Annotated in this window: 16 protein-coding genes; 9 read left to right on the top strand and 7 right to left on the bottom strand. The window is 51.2% G+C overall.

The genetic code is table 11. The features are described 5' to 3' along the window. The first annotated feature begins 29 nt into the window (after positions 1 to 29). On the top strand, positions 30 to 929 hold the full coding sequence (locus CWE23_RS12605) for a TIGR01777 family oxidoreductase (RefSeq protein WP_105306850.1): 900 nt from the start codon (positions 30 to 32) through the stop codon (positions 927 to 929). Between the two features lie 23 nt (positions 930 to 952). On the opposite strand, the gene CWE23_RS12600 is transcribed toward CWE23_RS12605, so the two are convergent. Beyond that, entirely contained in the window at positions 953 to 2,080 is a 1,128-nt protein-coding gene (locus tag CWE23_RS12600; RefSeq protein WP_105306849.1) for a DSD1 family PLP-dependent enzyme, read from the bottom strand. After that, entirely contained in the window at positions 2,070 to 3,065 is a 996-nt protein-coding gene (locus CWE23_RS12595) for a threo-3-hydroxy-L-aspartate ammonia-lyase (RefSeq protein ID WP_126820440.1), read from the bottom strand. The genes CWE23_RS12600 and CWE23_RS12595 overlap by 11 nt, the downstream gene beginning before the upstream one ends. Positions 3,066 to 3,272: 207 nt before the next feature. On the opposite strand from CWE23_RS12595, the gene CWE23_RS12590 reads away from it, so the two are divergent. The 3 genes from CWE23_RS12590 to CWE23_RS12580 all read left to right on the top strand — a co-directional run bounded on the left by CWE23_RS12590 (position 3,273) and on the right by CWE23_RS12580 (position 6,011). Next, positions 3,273 to 3,749 (top strand): hypothetical protein, encoded by a 477-nt coding sequence (locus CWE23_RS12590; protein WP_105306847.1) that lies wholly within the window; start codon positions 3,273 to 3,275, stop codon positions 3,747 to 3,749. Positions 3,750 to 3,986: 237 nt separating this feature from the next. Next, complete coding sequence (locus CWE23_RS12585; RefSeq protein ID WP_105306846.1) at positions 3,987 to 5,327, top strand: diguanylate cyclase domain-containing protein; 1,341 nt, start codon at positions 3,987 to 3,989, stop codon at positions 5,325 to 5,327. Between the two features lie 39 nt (positions 5,328 to 5,366). Beyond that, positions 5,367 to 6,011: a class I SAM-dependent methyltransferase gene (locus CWE23_RS12580; RefSeq protein WP_126820439.1), complete on the top strand. Its 645-nt coding sequence runs from the start codon at positions 5,367 to 5,369 to the stop codon at positions 6,009 to 6,011. Positions 6,012 to 6,051: 40 nt separating this feature from the next. On the opposite strand, the gene CWE23_RS12575 is transcribed toward CWE23_RS12580, so the two are convergent. Together CWE23_RS12575 and CWE23_RS12570 are read right to left on the bottom strand one after the other, a co-directional pair. Next, positions 6,052 to 6,903, bottom strand: a complete 852-nt coding sequence (locus tag CWE23_RS12575) for a universal stress protein (protein ID WP_126820438.1) — start codon at positions 6,901 to 6,903, stop codon at positions 6,052 to 6,054. A gap of 24 nt (positions 6,904 to 6,927) precedes the next feature. After that, complete coding sequence (locus CWE23_RS12570; RefSeq protein WP_105306843.1) at positions 6,928 to 8,415, bottom strand: SulP family inorganic anion transporter; 1,488 nt, start codon at positions 8,413 to 8,415, stop codon at positions 6,928 to 6,930. Between the two features lie 331 nt (positions 8,416 to 8,746). On the opposite strand from CWE23_RS12570, the gene CWE23_RS12565 reads away from it, so the two are divergent. The 4 genes from CWE23_RS12565 to arsJ are packed head-to-tail and all read left to right on the top strand — an operon-like array spanning position 8,747 to position 12,734. Next, a complete protein-coding gene (locus CWE23_RS12565) occupies positions 8,747 to 9,499 on the top strand; it encodes a metalloregulator ArsR/SmtB family transcription factor (RefSeq protein ID WP_275046270.1) in 753 nt (250 codons plus the stop codon). Continuing rightward, entirely contained in the window at positions 9,486 to 10,505 is a 1,020-nt protein-coding gene (gene arsB / locus CWE23_RS12560; RefSeq protein ID WP_105306841.1) for an ACR3 family arsenite efflux transporter, read from the top strand. Before CWE23_RS12565 ends, arsB begins: the two co-directional genes overlap by 14 nt. Before the next feature lie 10 nt (positions 10,506 to 10,515). Next, positions 10,516 to 11,511: an ArsJ-associated glyceraldehyde-3-phosphate dehydrogenase gene (locus CWE23_RS12555; RefSeq protein WP_126820437.1), complete on the top strand. Its 996-nt coding sequence runs from the start codon at positions 10,516 to 10,518 to the stop codon at positions 11,509 to 11,511. After that, positions 11,511 to 12,734 carry an organoarsenical effux MFS transporter ArsJ gene (gene arsJ / locus CWE23_RS12550; protein ID WP_126820436.1) on the top strand — a complete coding sequence of 408 codons (1,224 nt, stop codon included), beginning with the start codon at positions 11,511 to 11,513 and terminating at the stop codon, positions 12,732 to 12,734. The genes CWE23_RS12555 and arsJ overlap by 1 nt, the downstream gene beginning before the upstream one ends. Here arsJ and CWE23_RS12545 read toward each other — a convergent pair. Beyond that, positions 12,731 to 14,785 (bottom strand): putative bifunctional diguanylate cyclase/phosphodiesterase, encoded by a 2,055-nt coding sequence (locus CWE23_RS12545; RefSeq protein ID WP_105306838.1) that lies wholly within the window; start codon positions 14,783 to 14,785, stop codon positions 12,731 to 12,733. The two genes, arsJ and CWE23_RS12545, sit on opposite strands and share 4 nt — an antisense overlap. A 3-nt stretch (positions 14,786 to 14,788) precedes the next feature. After that, entirely contained in the window at positions 14,789 to 16,360 is a 1,572-nt protein-coding gene (locus CWE23_RS12540) for a methyl-accepting chemotaxis protein (RefSeq protein WP_105306837.1), read from the bottom strand. Between the two features lie 243 nt (positions 16,361 to 16,603). Here CWE23_RS12540 and katG point away from each other — a divergent pair, with 243 nt between their 5' ends. After that, entirely contained in the window at positions 16,604 to 18,868 is a 2,265-nt protein-coding gene (gene katG / locus CWE23_RS12535; protein WP_126820435.1) for a catalase/peroxidase HPI, read from the top strand. Positions 18,869 to 18,918: 50 nt separating this feature from the next. Here katG and CWE23_RS12530 read toward each other — a convergent pair whose 3' ends face one another. Next, positions 18,919 to 19,734 carry a UDP-2,3-diacylglucosamine diphosphatase gene (locus tag CWE23_RS12530; protein ID WP_126820434.1) on the bottom strand — a complete coding sequence of 272 codons (816 nt, stop codon included), beginning with the start codon at positions 19,732 to 19,734 and terminating at the stop codon, positions 18,919 to 18,921. Positions 19,735 to 19,880 lie beyond the last annotated feature (146 nt).

Genomic DNA, 19,880 nt, shown 5'->3' with positions numbered 1-19,880 from the left:
AAGGTTGGCGGCTGCAACAAGGAGATATTATGAACATCTTGATGACCGGTGGTACAGGCTTAATTGGTTCGTATTTCATTAAAAAATATGGCAACAAACATGAGCTTACCGTGACCTCGCGAACGCCTGCTAAAGCGCGACAGCAATTAGGTGACAAGGTTAAGGTCATTGCGTCGCTGGATGAGGTTGAGGATATCGGCCGCTACGATGCCGTCATTAATTTACAGGGTGCCGGTATTGCTGATAAGCGCTGGAGTGCTCACCGAAAACAGGTGTTGCAGAACAGCCGCTGGCAAATAACCGAACAGCTCGCCGAGAGGATTAACCGGGCGCAAACCAAGCCGACGGTGTTTATCAGTGGCTCTGCCATTGGTGTTTACGGTCCGCGTGATGCGGCTCCGGTGAATGAGGACGGCACCGCCAATAGCGTCGACTTTGCGGTCGAGTTGTGCCGGCAGTGGGAGCAGAAGGCATTAGCTGCCAAGGACAGTACTCGGGTGGTGTTACTACGAACCGGCGTAGTGCTGGCGCCGCACGGTGGAGCCTTGGCGAAAATGATGCTGCCTTATAAGCTGGGACTTGGTGGTCCGCTTGGCAGCGGCGAGCAGATGATGTCCTGGATTCATATTGACGATATGGTGCGGGGTATTGACTATTTGTTGGCCGAACCGGAATTGTCCGGACCGGTTAATATGACCGCACCAGGTCCTGTCAGCAATAAAGCCTTCAGTCGCACGCTGGCGTCGGTGCTGAAACGACCTCATGTGTTTAAAGTGCCAGCCTTTGTGTTGAATATGGCAATGGGCGAGATGGCGTCGATGCTATTGGAAGGTCAGGCGGTGGTGCCTGACAAACTGCGGCAGCATGGCTTTGAGTTTTATTATCCCACCCTTCGTGAGGCGTTGACGGACATCAGTGAGCGGCAGTGACCGCCGCTTACTGAGGTCACCCTTTACCAGCCCTGGATCCGTTGCCATTGACTGTGAGAACCGTCCGCCATAACGATATGATAGACGTTGTGCATGGCGGCGGTGGCGCAGGCGTGGTTCGGCAATATGCGCAATGTTGTACCGACCGGGAAGTCGCTGATTGAGTGATTCCCGCTCAGCTCGATGACGCCATGCTCCTGTGAGGTACTATTGACACAAAGCCCGTCGAGTACCTCGCCCTCGATGCTGCAAACTTGTCCGTAGCCATAGTCCTGAGCCTGACCAGCAGTGCCGCGATCGCGCGACAATGCCATCCAACCGCTGTCCGTTAGCAGCCAGTTCTTTTCTTTGTTATAGCCGATGACGCTGGTAACAACCGACATGGCAAGATCCTCAATGTTGCACACGCCAATGTTTTTCATCACCAAATCAAAGGTGGTATAAACACCGGCGCGGACTTCGGATATGTCGCTAAAGTCCTCTCCAAAATGAGCCGTTGGTGTTGAACCTACACTGCTTATGCGGCACTCAATACCCGCTTGCAATAGTCGCTCGCGGGCGCGTCGCACGGCATCGCATTCCTGTTTTGCAAAGTCTTTCAAAGCCTCAGGTGTTGAGCAACCGTAGGAGCCGCCAGCGTGTGTCATTAAACCGCTGAAATGACTGCCCAGTTGTGCAGCGATCGCCGTTAATTCAGGCGCGTCAGGTTTAATACCGCCCCGGTGATCGTCACTGTCAATTTCAATAAATACCGAAAACGACTGTTGTGTTTTACTGGCGTAATCGACCACGGCTGTTGCCTGTTCGGGCGTATCCAGCAGGATGTGTAAGTTAACGCCATGCTGGCGTATTGCGGCGACCCTTGGCAGTTTAGCCGGAGCCATTCCAACGGCATAGAGCAGATCGGTATAACCCGCTTGTGCATAGGCTTCTGCCTCCGCCAGGGTCGATACTGTGGCGGGTGCGTTTTTATCGGGCAACAAATAAGCGGCGGCTTCTAATGTGCGTAGCGTTTTCAGGTGCGGCCGTAACTGACAGCCCAAAGCGCTGATACGCTCCCTGAGACGATCAATGTTGCGCTGTAACTTAGCCTCATCGATGAGTAAATAGGGGGTATCCAGGTTTTTTACCCAAGCAGGATTAGCGGTCATTGAGTGAGCTCCTTGCTGAGTGGGATGAGAGCAGTTGGGCGTAGCGGTTGATGTCGACATTACCACCGCTGACGATAATACCCACGCGTTTTCCCTGCAGTTCTGACTGCATGGCACGGGCTGCGGCAAAGCTCAGGCAGCCGGTCGGTTCAACCACCATTTTCATGCGCTCTGCGAAAAAATGCATGGCGTCGATCAGTTGGTCGTCCGTGGCGGTTAAAATATCATCGACATTGTCACGTATGATCGGAAAGGTGTACTCCCCTAAAAACTGCGTCTGGGCGCCATCAGCGATGGTTTTTGGTGTTTCGATACGGACAATTTCACCGCGCCGGAACGACTGCTGACCATCATTACCTGCGGCGGGCTCAACCCCATAAACTTTGCAGGCAGGATCAAAATGCCGTGCTGCCAGCGCCGAACCAGAGAGTAAACCACCACCACCGAGGCAGACAAACAGAACATCCAGTGAACCGGCTTGTTCGAACAGCTCTTTTGCGGCGGTTCCCTGACCAGCCAGAATGTGAGGATGGTCGTAAGGTGGAATGAGGGTATAGCCGTGTTGCTCGGCCAGTTGACGACCAATTTGTTCACGGTCTTCGGTGTAGCGGTTGTAGCTGATAACCGTAGCACCGTAGCCCCGGGTGGCTGCAACTTTTGCTGTCGGTGCGTCCTCGGGCATAATAATGGTTGCTTTGATACTCAGTCGTTGTGCTGCCAGTGCAATAGCCTGGGCATGGTTGCCTGAGGAAAAGGCGATGACGCCGGCCGCTTTCTGCTCTTCGGTAAACTGCAAAAGCGCGTTCATGGCGCCACGAAACTTAAAAGCGCCCATGCGCTGAAAGTTCTCGCACTTGAAAAATAATTCAGCACCACACAGTTCATTTGCGGTGCGCGAGGTCATCACCGGTGTCCGGTGGGTATAACCCTCGATACGCGCGGCGGCAGCTTCAACGTCTTTATACGTAGGTAACTTCAGGCTCATCGGTTTCTCAACTACGGGATAACTTGTTGTTAATGGTATTGGGATTCTAACAGCCAATACCTGCGTCTAGCTACTGTTGGTCTGGCTTAACCGACACTGAGCAAATAACCCAGGGTTGGTTTTTCAAGACTTCTTACATTTTAGCAGTGGATCGAGTGCCGATTTGTTCTATGCTGGTTATGGGATAGACAGTATAAGGAAATAGCCATGTATTTTTTTAATATCGAGGCGCTAAAACAGCAATTGCGCGACAAACAATTGACTCAAGCTCATGCGCTCAGCTATCTGGTTGCGCTACTGGTGTTGTGGTATCTGCCCATCGGACAGTTGGGTGATGGTACTACCGCGTGGGATCAGGCCTCACTCTGGGCGTTACTGGTGATTATGGTTAGTGGTACTGTAATGGCTTATCGTGCTAACGGAGGTTCGCAGGGTGATCAGTTTCTGGAACGCTTTATCTCATTGTCATGGGTCGTTTTTTGGCGGATATTACCGATGTTGTTCCTGCTTGCTTGGCTCGCCGTCATTTTGCACACAATGACCTACGGCGATAGCCACTATCAATTGACGGTGTATGGGTTTGGCTTTTCGGTAGTCGCTGAGTTGCTTTATTACCAGCGTCTTTGTTCGCATTTACGGCAGCTTAATGGCACTGAAACGGAGGGACATTATGTCCACAGTTAAGCTTAAGCGGTGGCTACCATTAACGGTTTGTTTAATCGTCGCATTGCTCTTTTATGGTGCCGGGATGGCAAGCGGGGCGCTCAGTTTTGCGCTTGCGGGCGCGCTGTTTGAACTATTATTTTGGTTCGGGCTATTCAGAAGGTCTTCGCAAACCTAGGGCTGTGTTACCTTCATTTGTTGCGTAACTGTTAATTTTAGTTTAACGTTAGCTTAAGTGACGATGAGGTAGCCGACGCCATGAATAAACGTGCGAAAATTGCAGTGCTTAGCGTATCGTGCGTTTATGTTGTGGTGTGGTTTTTGGTCACCAATTATGCCGCCAATGCTTATGTCTCATCGCGATTTTCTGCGCAGCAGGAGCAGGCTCGACAACAGGTTTCGCTGGCGAAATCGACCCTTGAAGCCATCCTGTTCAAAGACGTTTATCTTGCAGACAGTCTTGCCACCGTCGTCAATATTGAGCCTCAGTTTGCCATCGATAACTGGCAGTCCATTTCCAAAAAGCTGATGGCCGATTCCTCACATGTTCGCAATGTAGCCATGGCGCCTGACAATACCATTCAATACATTTATCCGTTAGCCGGGAATGAGCAAACACTCGGCTTTCGTTATCAGGATCGTCCCGACCAGTTTGAATATGTGCAGCGCGCGCAGCGCAGCGGTAAAGTGGTTATTGATGGCCCTCGCGAATTGATTCAGGGCGGTATTGGTTTGATCGTCCGCTTTCCGATTTTCAGTGACTATCCGATTTCGCTGGAATACTGGGGCGTCGTCAGTGTGGTGATTGATTATGATGCCATCATGAAAGAAGCCGGCTTTAACGATTTTGAGCGCGTTGAAGTGGCACTGCGACATGATCAAGACCAACAACAGCAGAGTGTCTTTTTTGGTCGTCCTGAAACCTTTGAGACGGCAGACTTTACGCTGCCCGTCACGCTTCCCTCGGGTCGTTGGCAAATGGCGGCAAAATATAACCTGGCGCTCGATAGCAACGAACAAACACTGCTCTATGGTTTGTGGGTAGCCAGCGCGGCGTTAGCGCTGTTAATTTACCTCGCTATCCTAACCCTGTTTCGGTCTTTCCATGCGGCTCGCCAACATGCGCTTCATGATGAACTGACTAAGCTTCCCAATCGTCGGTTCCTCATGAATTACATCGAGGGCTTAATTTCGCGCCGGGGAGCACCACCACAGTTTGCCATCATTAATGTCGATTTAAACCACTTCAAAAAAGTGAACGATGAGTTAGGACATGATGCCGGTGATGCGTTACTCAGACACATCGCAAAACTCATGCTGATGCAGGTTCGGGCGACGGATCTGGTGGCACGTATTGGTGGTGATGAGTTCATTATTGTGTTGAATCGAATAACCGAAGAAGCCTCGGTTAGGCAGTTTGTAGACACATTAAAAGCGAATATCGAGCGCAGTCCGTTGCCGTATAAAGACCAGCTTATTTACCCCTCCTTGAGTGTTGGCTTCGCGCTTTCCGATGGTAAAAAATCGCGTGAGGCATTACTGTCGGAAGCGGATGCCGCCATGTATAAGATGAAGATCGCGCACCGAACAGGGCACTAGGCTTTGACGGTAATTAATGCGTTAGCGTAATATACGCCAATGCAATGCACTCTTTGTTCATCAACGGCCGTGGAATACTGCCGGGATCGCAAGCGCCGTTATTTTCGCTGTGGCAGCTGCGACCTGGTGTTTGCTGATCCTCAATCGCGCTTAACCGCCGCCGATGAAAAAGTTATCTATGACTTTCATGAGAACGACCCCAACGATCCCGGCTATCGTCGCTTTTTAGCGCAGCTATCGACACCATTAATCGAGCGTTTATCGCCGGGTATGCGAGGGTTGGATTTTGGTTGCGGCCCTGGACCTACGCTGAATCTGCTGTTGGAAGAGCAGGGCATGTCGATGGATTTATACGATCTGTACTATTTTCCGGACAAGTCAACACTTCAGCCGCAATATGATTTTGTGACGGCGACTGAAGTGGTTGAGCATTTTCGCCAGCCTGCTGAAAGTTGGCGCGAACTCGTTGAGCTGGTCAAGCCGGATGGTTGGCTGGGGGTGATGACCGCCTTGATGAACAAGGCTAGCATCGCAGAATTTAAGAATTGGCATTATAAAAATGACCTAACACACGTCAGTTTTTACTCCCCCCAAACCATCGCGTGGTTAGCGCATGCATTTAAGTTAGACTGCCATGTTCTCAGTGAACGCGTGGTTTTGTTTAAACGCAGGCGTTTCGAGTAAAAACGCAAAGCTCACGCCAGAGGCGCGAGCCATTCGTCGATTAGCGTAGAATCAGCAACGGCGTTTTACTGGCTTCAATCATTGCCGTGGTGGTACTGCCTACCAAAAACTGACGGATTTTTGAGTGGCCGTAGGCGCCCATCACCATCATGCCGATTTGGTGTTGGTCCTGATACTGATGCAATGCTGGTTCAACGTCGCCGGCAACAATAGCGGTCTCGACCTGATGACCACCTTGCTGCAACGCTTCACGCGCCCAGTCAAGGGCTGCGTTGTTGCTATCGGAATCGGCACCGACCATCACGACATGCACCGGCATGCCGGCAAATAACGGACTTTTAGCGAGCAGTTCGATGGCTTTTTTGGTTGATGCGCTGCCATCATAGGCGAGCATGACCGAATTCGGTGCGGTAAACTTATCCGGCGTCAATAAGATGGGTTTATGTACCCGCCGCAACACGGTTTCCAACTGACTGCCGATGTGTGAGCCAGCGCCATGATCTTCGCCATGAACGCCCATCACCAACAGCCGTGTTTCAGCTGCTAATGCCAGTAATGATTCGACCAACGCACCATGACGCTGGCGCATGGCAACATCAGTGACCTTACTGTTAGCGAGCACCTGACGTTTGGCTTCATCCAACAGTTGGTGACCGTGCTCAAGCAGGAGTTTACCTTTTTGCGCATCCAGCTCCGCCAGTTCTTCGAGCAACCGTTCACGGCTACCGAGGCCAATATGGCCGGTCATATCCTGACGTGCTGCGGCATGACCTTCTTCGATAACATGCAACAGTGTTAACGGCGCGGTTAACTGTGCTGACGCCCAGGCGGCCGATTCAACGACCGCTGACATCGCACTCGAGCCGTCGATACAAGCGATTACGTTACTCATGTTGTTCTCCTTATGACTGAGTGCTTAATGGCCGCTTAAAATGTCTTCGGCGTCAGCTTTATCATGCACGCCAAAACGGTCGACGATGGTTGCGCTGGCTTCGTTAAGACCAATGACTTCGACCTCGGCGCCTTCGCGACGAAACTTAATGACCACCCGATCTAGCGCATTAACCGCGGTAATGTCCCAGAAATGCGCATGAGACAGGTCGATAATGACCTTATCAACGGCTTCTTTCAAATCAAATGAGGCAATGAACTTTTCAGAAGAACTGAAAAAGACCTGACCAATGACGTCGTAACGACGAGTCTTGCCGTCGTTATCAATGCTTGAACGCACGTGCATGTAATGACCGACTTTGTTGGCGAAAAACAGTGCGGCCAGTAACACACCAACTGCAACACCAATCGCCAGGTTATGGGTGGCGACAACGATGGCAACGGTGGTCACCATGACGATGTTGGTGGAAAGCGGATGCTTTTTCAGATCGCGAATGGAGCCCCAGCTAAAGGTTCCAATCGAAACCATGATCATCACGGCAACCAGCGCTGCCATTGGAATGATCTTGAGCCATTCGTCTAAAACCAAAATCATGATCAGCAAAAACACACCTGCGGTGAGTGTTGATAAGCGACCTCGGCCACCGGATTTGACGTTGATAATGGATTGACCAATCATCGCACAACCGGCCATGCCGCCGAATAAGCCGGCACCAATGTTGGCGATGCCTTGACCGCGACACTCTTTGTTGCGGTCGCTGGAGGTATCGGTCAGGTCGTCAACAATGGTTGCGGTCATCATCGATTCCAGCAAACCAACCACGGTCAGACCAATTGAGTACGGCAAAATGATCCACAGTGTTTCCAAGGTTAATGGAACGTCCGGCCACAAAAATACCGGTAGCGTATCCGGAAGTTGACCCATATCACCCACGGTACGGATATCGAGTCCCAGCGCTACGGCGACGATGGTCAGGGTAACGATGCAAACTAAGGGGGATGGGATGGCTTTCCCAATCACCGGCAGATACGGGAAACCATAAATGATCGCCAGTCCGGCAGCGGTCATTGCGTAAACGTGCCAGGTCACGTCGGTTAATTCCGGTAACTGCGCCATAAAAATCAAAATGGCGAGAGCGTTCACGAAACCAGTCACAACTGAGCGTGACACAAAGCGCATCAATTCACCCAGTTTCAAATAACCGGCGACGATTTGTAGTACGCCGGTTAACAGTGTTGCTGCCAGCAGGTATTCGAGCCCGTGTTCCTTGACCAGGGTAACCATGAGCAGCGCCATAGCGCCAGTCGCGGCACTGATCATGCCCGGTCGGCCACCGACAAAGGCAATAATTACTGCGATACAGAACGAAGCGTACAAACCCACTTTCGGGTCAACGCCGGCAATGATAGAAAAGGCGATGGCCTCAGGAATAAGGGCAAGTGCGACAACAATACCCGAGAGCAGATCATTTTTGGTGTTAAAGAACCAGTGTTCTTTTAAATACTTAAACATAGACAGACGTGTTCCAGCTAACGTTAAAAGTTACTTTGAGAAGTCGTGAATACAGCGAAATTTTTTACAGACAGGCGCACAGGGGCGCCGAGCGCTACAGGGGGTCAGCAGCTAGGGTGGCGTAAGCAAATTGTTATTAGCAATTCGGGCGCTCATAAAAAATGGGAAAGTGACTAAAATCAAAATTTGCGCGGATAATACACGGATAAGCCCTGAAAGTAAAACTTTGTATGATAATTACTCACCGGTAAGTGATCGGTAAAATGATCTTGCTGGTGTTAAATATATGGAATACCATATATATGGTAATTCGAATGTATTGGAGTCTGAGGTGTCTCGCTCAAACTGTCGTGTGTTATTTTTGTGCACTGCTAATTCGGCGCGTTCGTTGATGGCAGAGGCCATATTTCGCCACCTGGCGGATGACCGTTTTCAGGTGGCGTCCGCCGGAACTCATCCTTCACAGCCGGAACCACGCGCGCTAAAAGCCCTGGAGGCGATCGGAATAGACTGTACTGGATTGCACTCGACAGCGTTGGCTGATGTTGACGTCAATGACTTTGATTACGTCATCAGTTTGTGTGATCGAGCCCGCACCGAGTGTCAGACGTTAGCCGGTGAGCACCGCTTTATTGCCTGGGATTTTGCCGACCCGGTTGCCAGTAAAAAGCAGGATGCATTCCGGAAAACGGCGCACGAACTGACCGAGCGCATCAAAATGTTTTTACTGATCATGCGTAAGCAAAGCACTCGTCCGCAACTGTTCGATGAGCCGCATGAGTTTTTTAAAGTGCTGGCCGATCCGTTACGTTTGCAAATGATTTTGATGTTGCACCACTACGGTGAACTCTGTGTCTGTCAGTTTGTCGAGGCGACCGCTATGTCACAGCCAAAAGTCTCACGGCATCTGGCCCAGCTACGTGAATACGGCCTGCTGACCGATAGGAAAGATCAGCGTTGGGTCTACTATCGAATCAATCCGGCGTTACCGGACTGGATGGCCAAAGTGATTGCCACCAGTGCTGCGTATCATGTGCAAAAAATACCACAACAGATCAAGGACGTAACAAATGGGTGTATTTGAACGCTGGCTGTCGTTATGGGTCGCCATTGCGATTCTCGCCGGTACCGTATTAGGAAATATTATCCCCGGCGTGTTTGAATGGTTATCGGGGCTCGAGTTTGCGCAGGTTAACTTTGTCATTGCCGTATTGATCTGGTTGATGATTTATCCGGTGATGGTGCAGGTCAACTTTGAATCCATCAGCCAAATCGCTAAGGAACCCAAAGGCTTGATACTGACTGTGATCATTAACTGGTTGGTTAAGCCGTTCACGATGGCATTGGTTGGTTGGCTATTTTTTAACGGTGTTTTCGCCGATTACATTCAACCGTCAACCGCTAACGAATACTTGGCCGGGGTCATTCTGCTCGGTGTGGCGCCTTGTACCGCAATGGTGTTTATCTGGAGCCAACTGACCCGAGGTGATGCCAACTATACGCTGGTGCAAGTGTCAGTAAATGATTTGATCATGATTTTTGCTTTCGCACCGATTGCCGCACTGTTGTTGGGGGTAACCGATATTGTGGTGCCATGGCAAACGCTGTTGTTAAGTGTGGTTTTGTATGTGGTGGCGCCACTGCTGGCCGGTTTAATGACCCGGCGTAGGTTATTACAACGCGGTGAAACGGCACTGGAAGGTTTTGAACGAGGCATGAAGCCCTGGTCTATCGTCGGGTTGTTGATGACAGTGGTGTTGCTGTTTGGTTTTCAGGCGGAGATCCTGCTGACGCGACCTCTGGATATTGCCATGATTGCGACCCCATTGCTGGTACAAACCTATGGCATTTTTGCATTGGCATTTGTCATTGCTCTGTTGATTAAACTGCCGTATCGGATTGCCGCACCAGCTTGTCTTATTGGTACCTCAAACTTCTTTGAATTAGCCGTAGCGGTCGCCGTTTCGCTGTTTGGGTTGCAGTCCGGCGCAGCGTTAGCGACGGTTGTAGGGGTGTTGGTTGAAGTTCCGGTGATGTTGTCGTTGGTGTGGTTTGCTAACCGCACTCAGCATTGGTTTAGCACAAAATAAAGAGGCTATTATGGCGATAAAAGTAGGTATTAACGGATTAGGGCGTATCGGGCGTTTGGCACTGCGCGCGGCATGGGACAATCCCGAATTGCAAATTGTGCAGGTGAACGATCCCGGTGCCGATGCGGAAACCTTCGCGCATCTGCTTAATTTCGACTCGGTGCACGGGCGTTGGAGCTATGAGGCTCGGGGCGAAGACGGAACACTCATGATCGGATCCGAGCGTATTCGTTTCAGTCAGCATAAGTGCATTGCTGATAACGACTGGAGCGGTTGCGATGTCGTGTTAGAGGCCTCGGGTAAAATGAAACAAGTTAAGGTACTGAATGACTACCTCAGCCAGGGAGTTAAGCGAGTGGTGGTCTCGGCGCCGGTGAAAGAGCCGGGCGCGTTAAACATTGTGGTGGGTGTGAATGATCACTTGTTCGACCCGCAACAGCACCGGATCGTAACCGCGGCGTCCTGCACCACCAACTGCTTAGCGCCGGTGGTTAAAGTGTTGCAGCAAAACATTGGTATCAAACACGCATCGATAACCACCATCCATGATCTGACCAATACGCAGAGTATTCTGGATGCACCGCATAAGGATCTGCGCCGTGCCCGTGCTTGTGGCATGAGTTTGATTCCGACCTCAACCGGTTCAGCCACCGCGATTGTAGAGATTTTCCCAGAGCTGAAGGACAAGATCGACGGCCATGCCGTGCGAGTGCCGTTGGCCAACGCATCACTGACCGACTGTGTGTTTGAGGTGGAAAAGCCAACCTCTGCTGAACAAATCAATGGCTGGCTGAAAGAAGCCGCTGAAGGCGAGCTAAAAGGGATTCTGGGCTATGAAGAGCGGCCGCTGGTCTCTATCGACTATAAAACCGATCCTCGCTCCAGCATTGTTGATGCACTATCAACGAAAGTCATTAATGGCACTCACGTGAAGATTTATGCCTGGTATGACAATGAGTGGGGCTATGCCAATCGTGCTGTTGAACTGGTCGAAAAGGTGGGCTGATGCTGGCTAAACTGTCTCCGGCAATCCGCCAATACTTAATGGTTACCGGTAATTACTGGGCGTTTACTCTGACCGATGGCGCACTGCGCATGCTGGTGGTGCTGCACTTTCACCAGCTTGGCTACAGTGCGCTGGAAGTGGCCATGCTGTTCCTGTTTTACGAGTTTTTTGGGGTGGTTACTAACTTGTTCGGCGGTTGGTTGGGCGCGCGCTGGGGACTTAACCGTACCATGAACATCGGTTTGGGGTTGCAGATCGTGGCGTTAGCGATGTTGCTGGTGCCGGCTGCCTGGTTAACGGTGGTCTGGGTGATGGCGGCTCAGGCGCTGTCCGGTATTGCCAAAGATCTGAATAAAATGAGTGCGAAAAGCACCATTAAATTGTTGGTGCCGGATGACCAGCAAAGCCAGCTCTATAAGTGGGTAGCCATTCTGACTGGTTCGAAGAACACGCTCAAAGGCGTTGGCTTCTTCCTCGGCGGGTTGTTGTTAACTGTGATTGGCTTTCAGGGCGCGGTGCTGGCCATGGCGATCATGTTGAGCCTGGTCTGGATCGGCAGTTTAGTGTTTTTACGCAAAGAGTCCGGTAAGGCGAAGTTTAAGCCCAAGTTTAAGGACTTACTGTCAAAAAGCCGTCCCATCAACATTTTATCGGGCGCACGCTTTTTACTGTTTGGTGCACGTGACGTCTGGTTTGTGGTGGCGTTACCGGTGTTTCTTGCCAGCCAGCTAAACTGGACGCACTGGCAGGTTGGCAGCTTTCTGGCGCTGTGGGTAATTGGTTACGGTGTTGTCCAAAGTGTCGCACCAAGGTTTACTCAGTCACAGCGTGTCGCGCCCCATCGTCAAGCGGTTGTCTGGGGGGCTTTGCTGACACTCAGCCCATTGTTGCTGTCGATAGCGTTGTGGCAGTCGGCACCGGTTGCCGCCAGCATCATTATTGGACTGGGTCTGTTTGGAGCACTGTTTGCGGTTAACTCATCGTTGCACAGTTATCTGATCGTATCCTACTCACGCAGCGACGGTGTTTCGTTGGACGTTGGTTTCTATTACATGGCCAACGCCGCCGGGCGGTTGCTGGGCACGATACTGTCCGGCTGGATTTATCAACAGTGGGGGCTGGTTGCCTGCCTCGGGGTATCGGTTCTATTACTCTTGGGCTCCACCATTGCCGTGAGCGCATTACCCGCGCGCAAATCGCTTGCTGAGGCAGCAAGCGATTAGTTGTCGAGGGTTTGCAACCAGTCGGGGATCGGGCTGGGCTTGTGAAAGTGGAAGCCTTGTAACAAGTCGACGCCGCTGTCACGTAGATAATCGGCCTGTAACTGCGTTTCGACGCCCTCAGCAACGATCGACAGACGCATGTGGCGGGCCATCAAAATCATTGAATCGAGGAGGTTGCGGTCGCGGTGACTTTCAAAGGCGTTTTGTACGAATTCGCGATCAATCTTCAGCTCACTGACGGGTAACAACTGTAACCGGCGAAGGTTCGAATAACCGGTGCCAAAATCATCCAGAGAAAAATTCACACCTTTACTGTTAAGCTGGTGCATGATGGCGCGCACTTTGTCATGATCGTGGAGTAATAAATTTTCAGTAATTTCGATAAATAACAATGACAGCGGTGCATTGTATTCACGCATCACCGTTAACACGGTGTCGGCAAACTGTTCATGCAAGAACTGTTTGGGACTGACGTTCCATGCAATCGGTAATCCGGTCGCCTTGATCACCGGGGCTACCTGCCGCAGCATCCACTCACCGATAGGAATAATAAGTCCGAGCCGCTCCGCCACCGGAATGAAGTGATCGGGTCTGATCAACTCATTGTCATGCCGCCAGCGGATCAGGGCCTCGGCTCCGGCGATGCGATACCTGTCGTCGACTTTGGACTGTAGCCAGCACTCAAAACCGCTGGCTTTACCGGTTTTTATGTTTGCCAGTTCCCGTCGCAGGGCGTTCTCCAGGCGATAATCCTGCTGGATCGAAGAAATCATTTTATCCCGGTACTGCTGCACCTGGTCACGCCCTGATTGGCGCGCGTTTTCCAGCGCCGACTCCGCATTCAGCAAAGCGTCATTAGCTTTGGTGTAACGACTGACGAAGGCAACACCGACACTGATGGTTAAATGGATATCGGTACCACAACTCAGGGTAATGGGTTCGCGTATTGTCGCTAACAGCTCATGAATCCGTGCCACAGTACTTTCAGGCTCGCAGTAGGGGGCGCGGCAGGCAACGATAAAACGGTCACCGAGATCTTTGGCAACGATAGCTTCTTTTAGGGCGATTTCGCGGATAGTACGGGCAACATATTGTAGCGCTTCATCGCCGGCGCGTTCGCCCAATACGGTATTGATGCGGCGGAAGTAGTCGATGTTAATGCAACCAACGGCTACATCCGCCTCGGCCAGCCATTGTTCAAGTTGTTCCAACAGCCGCACGCGATTGGGTAAGCCGGTCAGGCGATCGAAATAAGAAAGAAATTCGATTCGCTCGGCGGTGTTTTTTTGTTGGGTGATATCGCGGACGGTACCGATAAAGCGTTTACCCTCATGAGTTTCGGTTTCTGAGACCGCCAAATCAATAGGGAATATGGTACCGTCTTTATGCCGAGCATTGACTTCACGACCGGTGCCGATGATCTTTCGTTTACCGGTTGAGAGGTAGTTGGCCAGATACTGGTCATGCTCGCGGGCGTAAGGGTTTGGCATCAACAGCTTAATATTTTTTCCCAGCACCTCATCGGCCCGGTAACCAAAAATGCGTTCGGCCGGACGGCTGAAGCCTTGAATAATGCCATAACTGTCGATGGTGATGACGCCATCGAGAATATTATCAAGAACGGTGTTCAGTGATGCTGAGCTTTGTTTAAGCTGGTTAAGGGTATCGTTGGTGACCGAAATATCCTGCACGGAACCGAATAAATAGGGACTTCCCGCTTCTGTTCGATACAGAGCGCCGTTATTTTTTACCCACTTAACCTGGCCCTTGGCGGTTATGATTTTACTCTCAAACTGCCATGACTCTTTACCGGTTAACGCTTCATCGATTGCCTGCAGTACCTGTGCGCGAAAGGGGTCGGGGTAATAGCCGAGTGCGTCATCGAGGTTGATGGGATTATCAAGCGGGCGCTCGAATAATTGATAAGTCTGTTCGCTCCAAAGCAATTGATTCGTCGCGAGGTTTAAACACCACGAGCCACTGCCGGTAAGGACTTCGGTCTGTTGTAACAGCTGTTCAGCCGATACCGGCCAGCTACTGCGTTTCATCATGGTTTAGTGTTTACTGCTAAATCGTTGAATCAATTGGTGTAATTCATCCGTTGTTTGCTGCAGACGTTCACTTGAGCGTGACGTTTCGTTCGCGTTATCGCGCGCTGTACGAGAGCTGTCGGCAATATCCGTTACTTGTTGGTTAATGTGTTCGGCCACGTTACTTTGTTGCTCAACGGCTGATGACATCTGGATGGTCATTTCATTGATTGATTGTACCGCGCGGCGAATTTCTTCCAGTGCGGTTTCCGTTTTGCCAACCATTTCGACGCCTTCTTTGGCTGCGTCCTCGCCCTGCTGCGAAACGCGTACCGCATTTTGAGCTTTTTGCATCAGGTTTTCAATAATCTTATGAATGCTTTCGGTTGAATTGCGGGTTTTTGTGGCCAGTGTACGTACCTCATCGGCTACCACACTAAAACCGCGGCCATGTTCACCGGCCCGAGCCGCTTCAATGGCAGCGTTTAGGGCAAGCAGATTGGTCTGTTCGGCAATGGTGGTGATGAGATCCGCTGCTTTACCGATTTCGTTGGTGGAACCCGACAGTTCTTCTACGGTCTTGGCGATGGTAGCGACCGAGTCGCTTAAGCGGTTAATGGCTTGCAACGCCTGTCCCGCAACGGCGACGCCCGTGTCAACGTTACGGGCTGCGGTTTCTGATTTTTCCGCATTATTCTCGACACTGTCGGCCACTTCCTGGATGGACGTGGACATCTGGTTAATCGCCGATGCAACGTCCTGGGTTTTACTGGTCTGTTCTTCAATTAGTGCATTACTGGCAGCGGCTTGCTCGCGGGTGGCGCGGACAATGCTGCCCAGTTTCTCAACCGAGTCTTCAACGCGGGTAATGGCGGTGCGTGAGCGCGCGGCCTCGCTGCGTATCATCATTTCCAGCTGTGCCTTGGCGCCACCGTCTTTCGAGTAGGTGTATGCCACAATTCTGTTGGTGAAGGCGTCAGGGCGCAACGCTATGAGTTGTTTGAAGGCGCTTTCGTGATGCCAGCAGGTGGTTATGCAGGTTACAATCGCCGTCACCAATAGGATGGCCGCCGCACTCCAGCCAATCAGCAACAGGCTGATTATGATAGCGACTAGGGCGGGTAACCAAACCGGTGCTAATTGACGGGTGTAGTAACGGATAAAGTCAAACAACGAGAACGGCTTTTTGCCCTGGCGCATGCGCGCGTAAACCCGTGCCGCCCGCTGCTTTTGCTCCTCGCTCGGTAACACGCGTACCGATTCATAGCCGGTGATGGTGTTGCCTTCGAAAATGGGGGTGACATAAGCACTGACCCAATAATAATCACCATTCTTGCGGCGATTTTTAACCAGCCCCATCCAGGGTTTGCCCTGACTGATGGTCTGCCACATATTTTCATAAACCGCCGGTGGCATATCGGGATGACGGACAATATTGTGAGGCGCGCCAATCAGTTCTTTGTGACTAAAACCACTGACTTCCAAAAAGGCATCATTCACGTATTCGATATTGCCGCGTCGGTCGGTGGAAGAGATTAAGCGTTGGTTTTCAGGGAAGCGATATTCCGTTTGGGTAACCGGTTGATTGTTGCGCATATGTTACAAGTCGCCTTTGATGTATGTCATATCACTGTTGCACTATAGTATTCATTTCGGCTGAATCAATCTTTTATTGAGCTTTTATTGAAATAATTTTTAATAAATTTTGAAGTAGCTGTCGATTAGGACAATCTGTTTTTCCAATGAATTTTGCACTCTCATTTTTCCACCGGTCGTCTATAGTATTTGCGTGGCTGTAACGTTGTTGTAATTAAACCAATAACCGAAAGGACTTCAATCATGAACGCAAAAAAAATACCGGTACTGTCGGCGGTCGCGCTGGCGGTGACAATGGCGATGTCAGCAGGTTCTGCGCACGCTCAGGACAAACCCTCATACCATCACAATGGCGCGATGCAGGAAGCGAAAGAAAACAGCTTCTGGTGGCCGAACCGATTAAACCTCGAACCCTTGCGTCAGCATAGCCCGGAATCGAACCCCATGGGGGAAGACTTCGACTACGCGGAAGCCTTCTCGCAGGTGGATTTGGAGCAACTGAAGAAGGATATTGAAACGCTGATGACCACCGAACAGGATTGGTGGCCGGCGGACTGGGGTCACTATGGCCCGTTCTTCATTCGTATGGCGTGGCACGGTGTTGGTACCTACCGGGTACAGGACGGCCGTGGTGGCGGCTCCGGTGGTCAACAGCGTTTCGAACCGCTGAACAGTTGGCCGGATAACGTCAGCCTGGATAAAGCCCGTCGCTTGTTATGGCCAATCAAGCAAAAATATGGCCGTTCGATTTCCTGGGGTGACTTGATGACCCTGACCGGTAACGTTGCGTTGGAAAGCATGGGCTTTAAAACCCTTGGCTTCGCCGGTGGCCGCGTTGATGCGTGGGAGCCGGATATTGTTTACTGGGGACCAGAGTCAGAGTGGTTAGGCGATAAACGCTATAAAGGCGATCGCGAGCTCGAAAACCCACTGGCAGCGGTGCAGATGGGCTTGATTTATGTGAATCCGGAAGGTCCTAATGGTAACCCGGATCCGCTGTTGGCAGCGAAAGACATTCGTGACACCTTCGCGCGCATGGCAATGAATGATGAAGAGACGGTTGCCTTGATTGCCGGCGGCCATACTTTTGGTAAAGCACACGGCGCTCACAGTCCTGAGGAATGTCTGGAAGCAGAACCCGCGGCGGCACCGGTCGAGCAACAAGGTCTTGGCTGGAAAAACAACTGTGGTAAAGGAAATGCGGAAGACACCATCACCAGTGGCCTGGAAGGGGCATGGTCGGCCGCACCGACCCAGTGGACGATGCAATACCTGAATAACTTGTTTAATTTTGAGTGGGAACAGACTCGTAGCCCGGCCGGAGCGATTCAGTGGATTCCGAAAGATGGTCAGGCATCCAACTTAGTGCCTGACGCTCATGTCGAAGGTAAACGCTCAGCGCCGATCATGTTTACCACCGATTTGTCGCTAAAATTCGATCCTGAATACCGCAAGATTGCAAAACGCTTCCAGGAAAACCCGGAAGAGTTCGAGCAGGCCTTTGCCCGCGCATGGTTTAAACTGACTCACCGTGACTTGGGTCCAAAAGCGGTTTACTTAGGTGATGATGCGCCGCAGCAGGACTTCCTGTGGCAGGATCCGATTCCTGAAATCGACTATACCCTCATCGATGACAATGACGTAGCCGAATTGAAGGCGCGTATTCTGGACTCTGGTTTAACGGTTTCAGAATTGGTGCGTACTGCCTGGGCAGCGGCGTCAAGCTTCCGTGCTACGGATTTGCGCGGTGGTGCCAACGGTGCTCGCATTGCGCTGGAGCCACAACTTAACTGGGAAGCCAATAACCCGGAAGAGTTAAAGCGGGTACTGGCCACACTGAAAGAGGTGCGCGCCGACTTCAATGATGATTTGTCCGGTGATAAACAAGTTTCACTGGCCGACACCATTGTGCTGGCTGGTGCCGCAGCGATTGAAAAGGCCGCTGCAGATGGCGGTTATGAGGTGAGTGTGCCCTTCGTTCCGGGTCGCAATGACACCACTCAAGAGCTCACCGACGTGCATTCGTTCTCATTCCTGGAGCCAACTGCGGATGCCTTCCGTAACTACTACAGTGATGAGAGCCGCCTGAACCCCGCACAGATGATGGTCGATAAAGCGGATACCCTTGATCTGACGGTGCCTGAAATGACCGTTTTGATTGGTGGTTTACGCGCTCTGGACGCCAACTATAAAGGGTTGGATCATGGTGTGTTCACCGATCAACCGGGTACGCTGAGCAACGACTTCTTCGTCAACCTGCTGAGCATGGACACCGAATGGTCGAAATCAGCGAATGACGAGTCGATTTTTGTCGGCCGCGATCGCAACACCGGTGAGCAAAAATACACCGCAACCACCGTTGATCTGATCTTTGGTTCGAACTCGGAGCTTCGTGCTGTGGCTGAAGTTTACGCGTTAGACGACAGTAAAGAGAAGTTTGTTAATGACTTCGTGCAAGCTTGGACCAAAGTGATGCAATTGGACCGTTTCGATTTGAACAAATCGTAGCAAAGCAACGGGTAAAACATAACGGCGGCCTGCTTTCGCAGGCCGCTTTTTTATACCACGCGCGCCAGTAAGACTTCTTGGTTAGCGCGGCTGCGCAACCAGCTTTGGGCGCACAGCAACTCGAACTCACCATTACAGTGTTCAACCACGGCAGAGCAGGAATCCTGCCAGTCGCCGGTATTCAAATAATGAGTGTCGTTAAGCTGTTTATCGGCCGGAACGTGAATGTGGCCGCAGATGATGCCATCGTAACCTTTGCGTTTGGCAAATTCGCTGGCTGCGAGTTCGTAGTCGTTAATATAGTTTAATGCACGCGCCGAGCGTGACTTAACCGCGGATGCCAGGCTCCAGTAGCCATGCCCTTTATGGGTACGGGCTTTATTCCACCAACGATTAATTCGTAATAAGGCGCTGTAAATTGAGTCTCCCAGCCAACTGAGCCAAGGGTGACAGTGCACGTCCTTGTCAAACTGATCACCATGAATAACCAGGTAACGCGCGCCGCAACGGCTGACGTAGTCGTGACGATTGCACAGCTTAATATTGGTTAAGCCGTAATCAAATGGGTAGGCCTTAAGAACATGGCGAAAGCCTTCGTCATGATTACCGGTAATGTAGATAACTTCAGTGCCGTCACGGGCTAGCGATAAAATCTTTTTTATTACCTGCAGGTGAGCTTCGGGCAGTCCAAGGCTGCGGCGTTTGATCACCCAAAGGTCGAGTATATCGCCAACCAAGTACAGTTGCCGGCAATCGATGCTATTCAGTAATTCCATCGCCGATTCGGCGTGACAGGATGAAGTACCAAGGTGCAAATCGGATAAAAACAGTGCGTTGACGCGGTATTTTGGCGCTGAATAAGGCATGCTCATTCCTCGTTGCTGTGCTCGCTGTATTACTTTCACTGACTAAGGTGACAGTCGCATGACAGTTAAATGATGCTGTGATGAAATCCGCGCGGAAATAAAAAAGCCCCTTACAAAAAGGTAAGGGGCGAAAAGGTCTAATCCAG

The sequence above is a fragment of the Idiomarina aquatica genome (assembly GCF_003987185.1).
GTDB classification, from domain to species: Bacteria; Pseudomonadota; Gammaproteobacteria; order Enterobacterales; family Alteromonadaceae; genus Idiomarina; species Idiomarina aquatica.
This window is presented reverse-complemented; position numbering and strand designations above follow the sequence as displayed.

Excerpts from the sequence above, each read along its gene's own strand:
- CWE23_RS12570 (WP_105306843.1), bottom strand. The coding sequence starts at position 8,415 with ATGTTTAAGTATTTAAAAGAACACTGGTTCTTTAACACCAAAAATGAT.
- CWE23_RS12595 (WP_126820440.1), bottom strand. The coding sequence starts at position 3,065 with ATGAGCCTGAAGTTACCTACGTATAAAGACGTTGAAGCTGCCGCCGCG.
- CWE23_RS12590 (WP_105306847.1), top strand. The coding sequence starts at position 3,273 with ATGTATTTTTTTAATATCGAGGCGCTAAAACAGCAATTGCGCGACAAA.
- CWE23_RS12545 (WP_105306838.1), bottom strand. The coding sequence starts at position 14,785 with ATGATGAAACGCAGTAGCTGGCCGGTATCGGCTGAACAGCTGTTACAA.
- arsB (WP_105306841.1), top strand. The coding sequence starts at position 9,486 with ATGGGTGTATTTGAACGCTGGCTGTCGTTATGGGTCGCCATTGCGATT.
- CWE23_RS12600 (WP_105306849.1), bottom strand. The coding sequence starts at position 2,080 with ATGACCGCTAATCCTGCTTGGGTAAAAAACCTGGATACCCCCTATTTA.
- CWE23_RS12540 (WP_105306837.1), bottom strand. The coding sequence starts at position 16,360 with ATGCGCAACAATCAACCGGTTACCCAAACGGAATATCGCTTCCCTGAA.
- katG (WP_126820435.1), top strand. The coding sequence starts at position 16,604 with ATGAACGCAAAAAAAATACCGGTACTGTCGGCGGTCGCGCTGGCGGTG.
- CWE23_RS12575 (WP_126820438.1), bottom strand. The coding sequence starts at position 6,903 with ATGAGTAACGTAATCGCTTGTATCGACGGCTCGAGTGCGATGTCAGCG.
- CWE23_RS12585 (WP_105306846.1), top strand. The coding sequence starts at position 3,987 with ATGAATAAACGTGCGAAAATTGCAGTGCTTAGCGTATCGTGCGTTTAT.
- arsJ (WP_126820436.1), top strand. The coding sequence starts at position 11,511 with ATGCTGGCTAAACTGTCTCCGGCAATCCGCCAATACTTAATGGTTACC.
- CWE23_RS12605 (WP_105306850.1), top strand. The coding sequence starts at position 30 with ATGAACATCTTGATGACCGGTGGTACAGGCTTAATTGGTTCGTATTTC.
- CWE23_RS12530 (WP_126820434.1), bottom strand. The coding sequence starts at position 19,734 with ATGCCTTATTCAGCGCCAAAATACCGCGTCAACGCACTGTTTTTATCC.
- CWE23_RS12580 (WP_126820439.1), top strand. The coding sequence starts at position 5,367 with ATGCAATGCACTCTTTGTTCATCAACGGCCGTGGAATACTGCCGGGAT.
- CWE23_RS12555 (WP_126820437.1), top strand. The coding sequence starts at position 10,516 with ATGGCGATAAAAGTAGGTATTAACGGATTAGGGCGTATCGGGCGTTTG.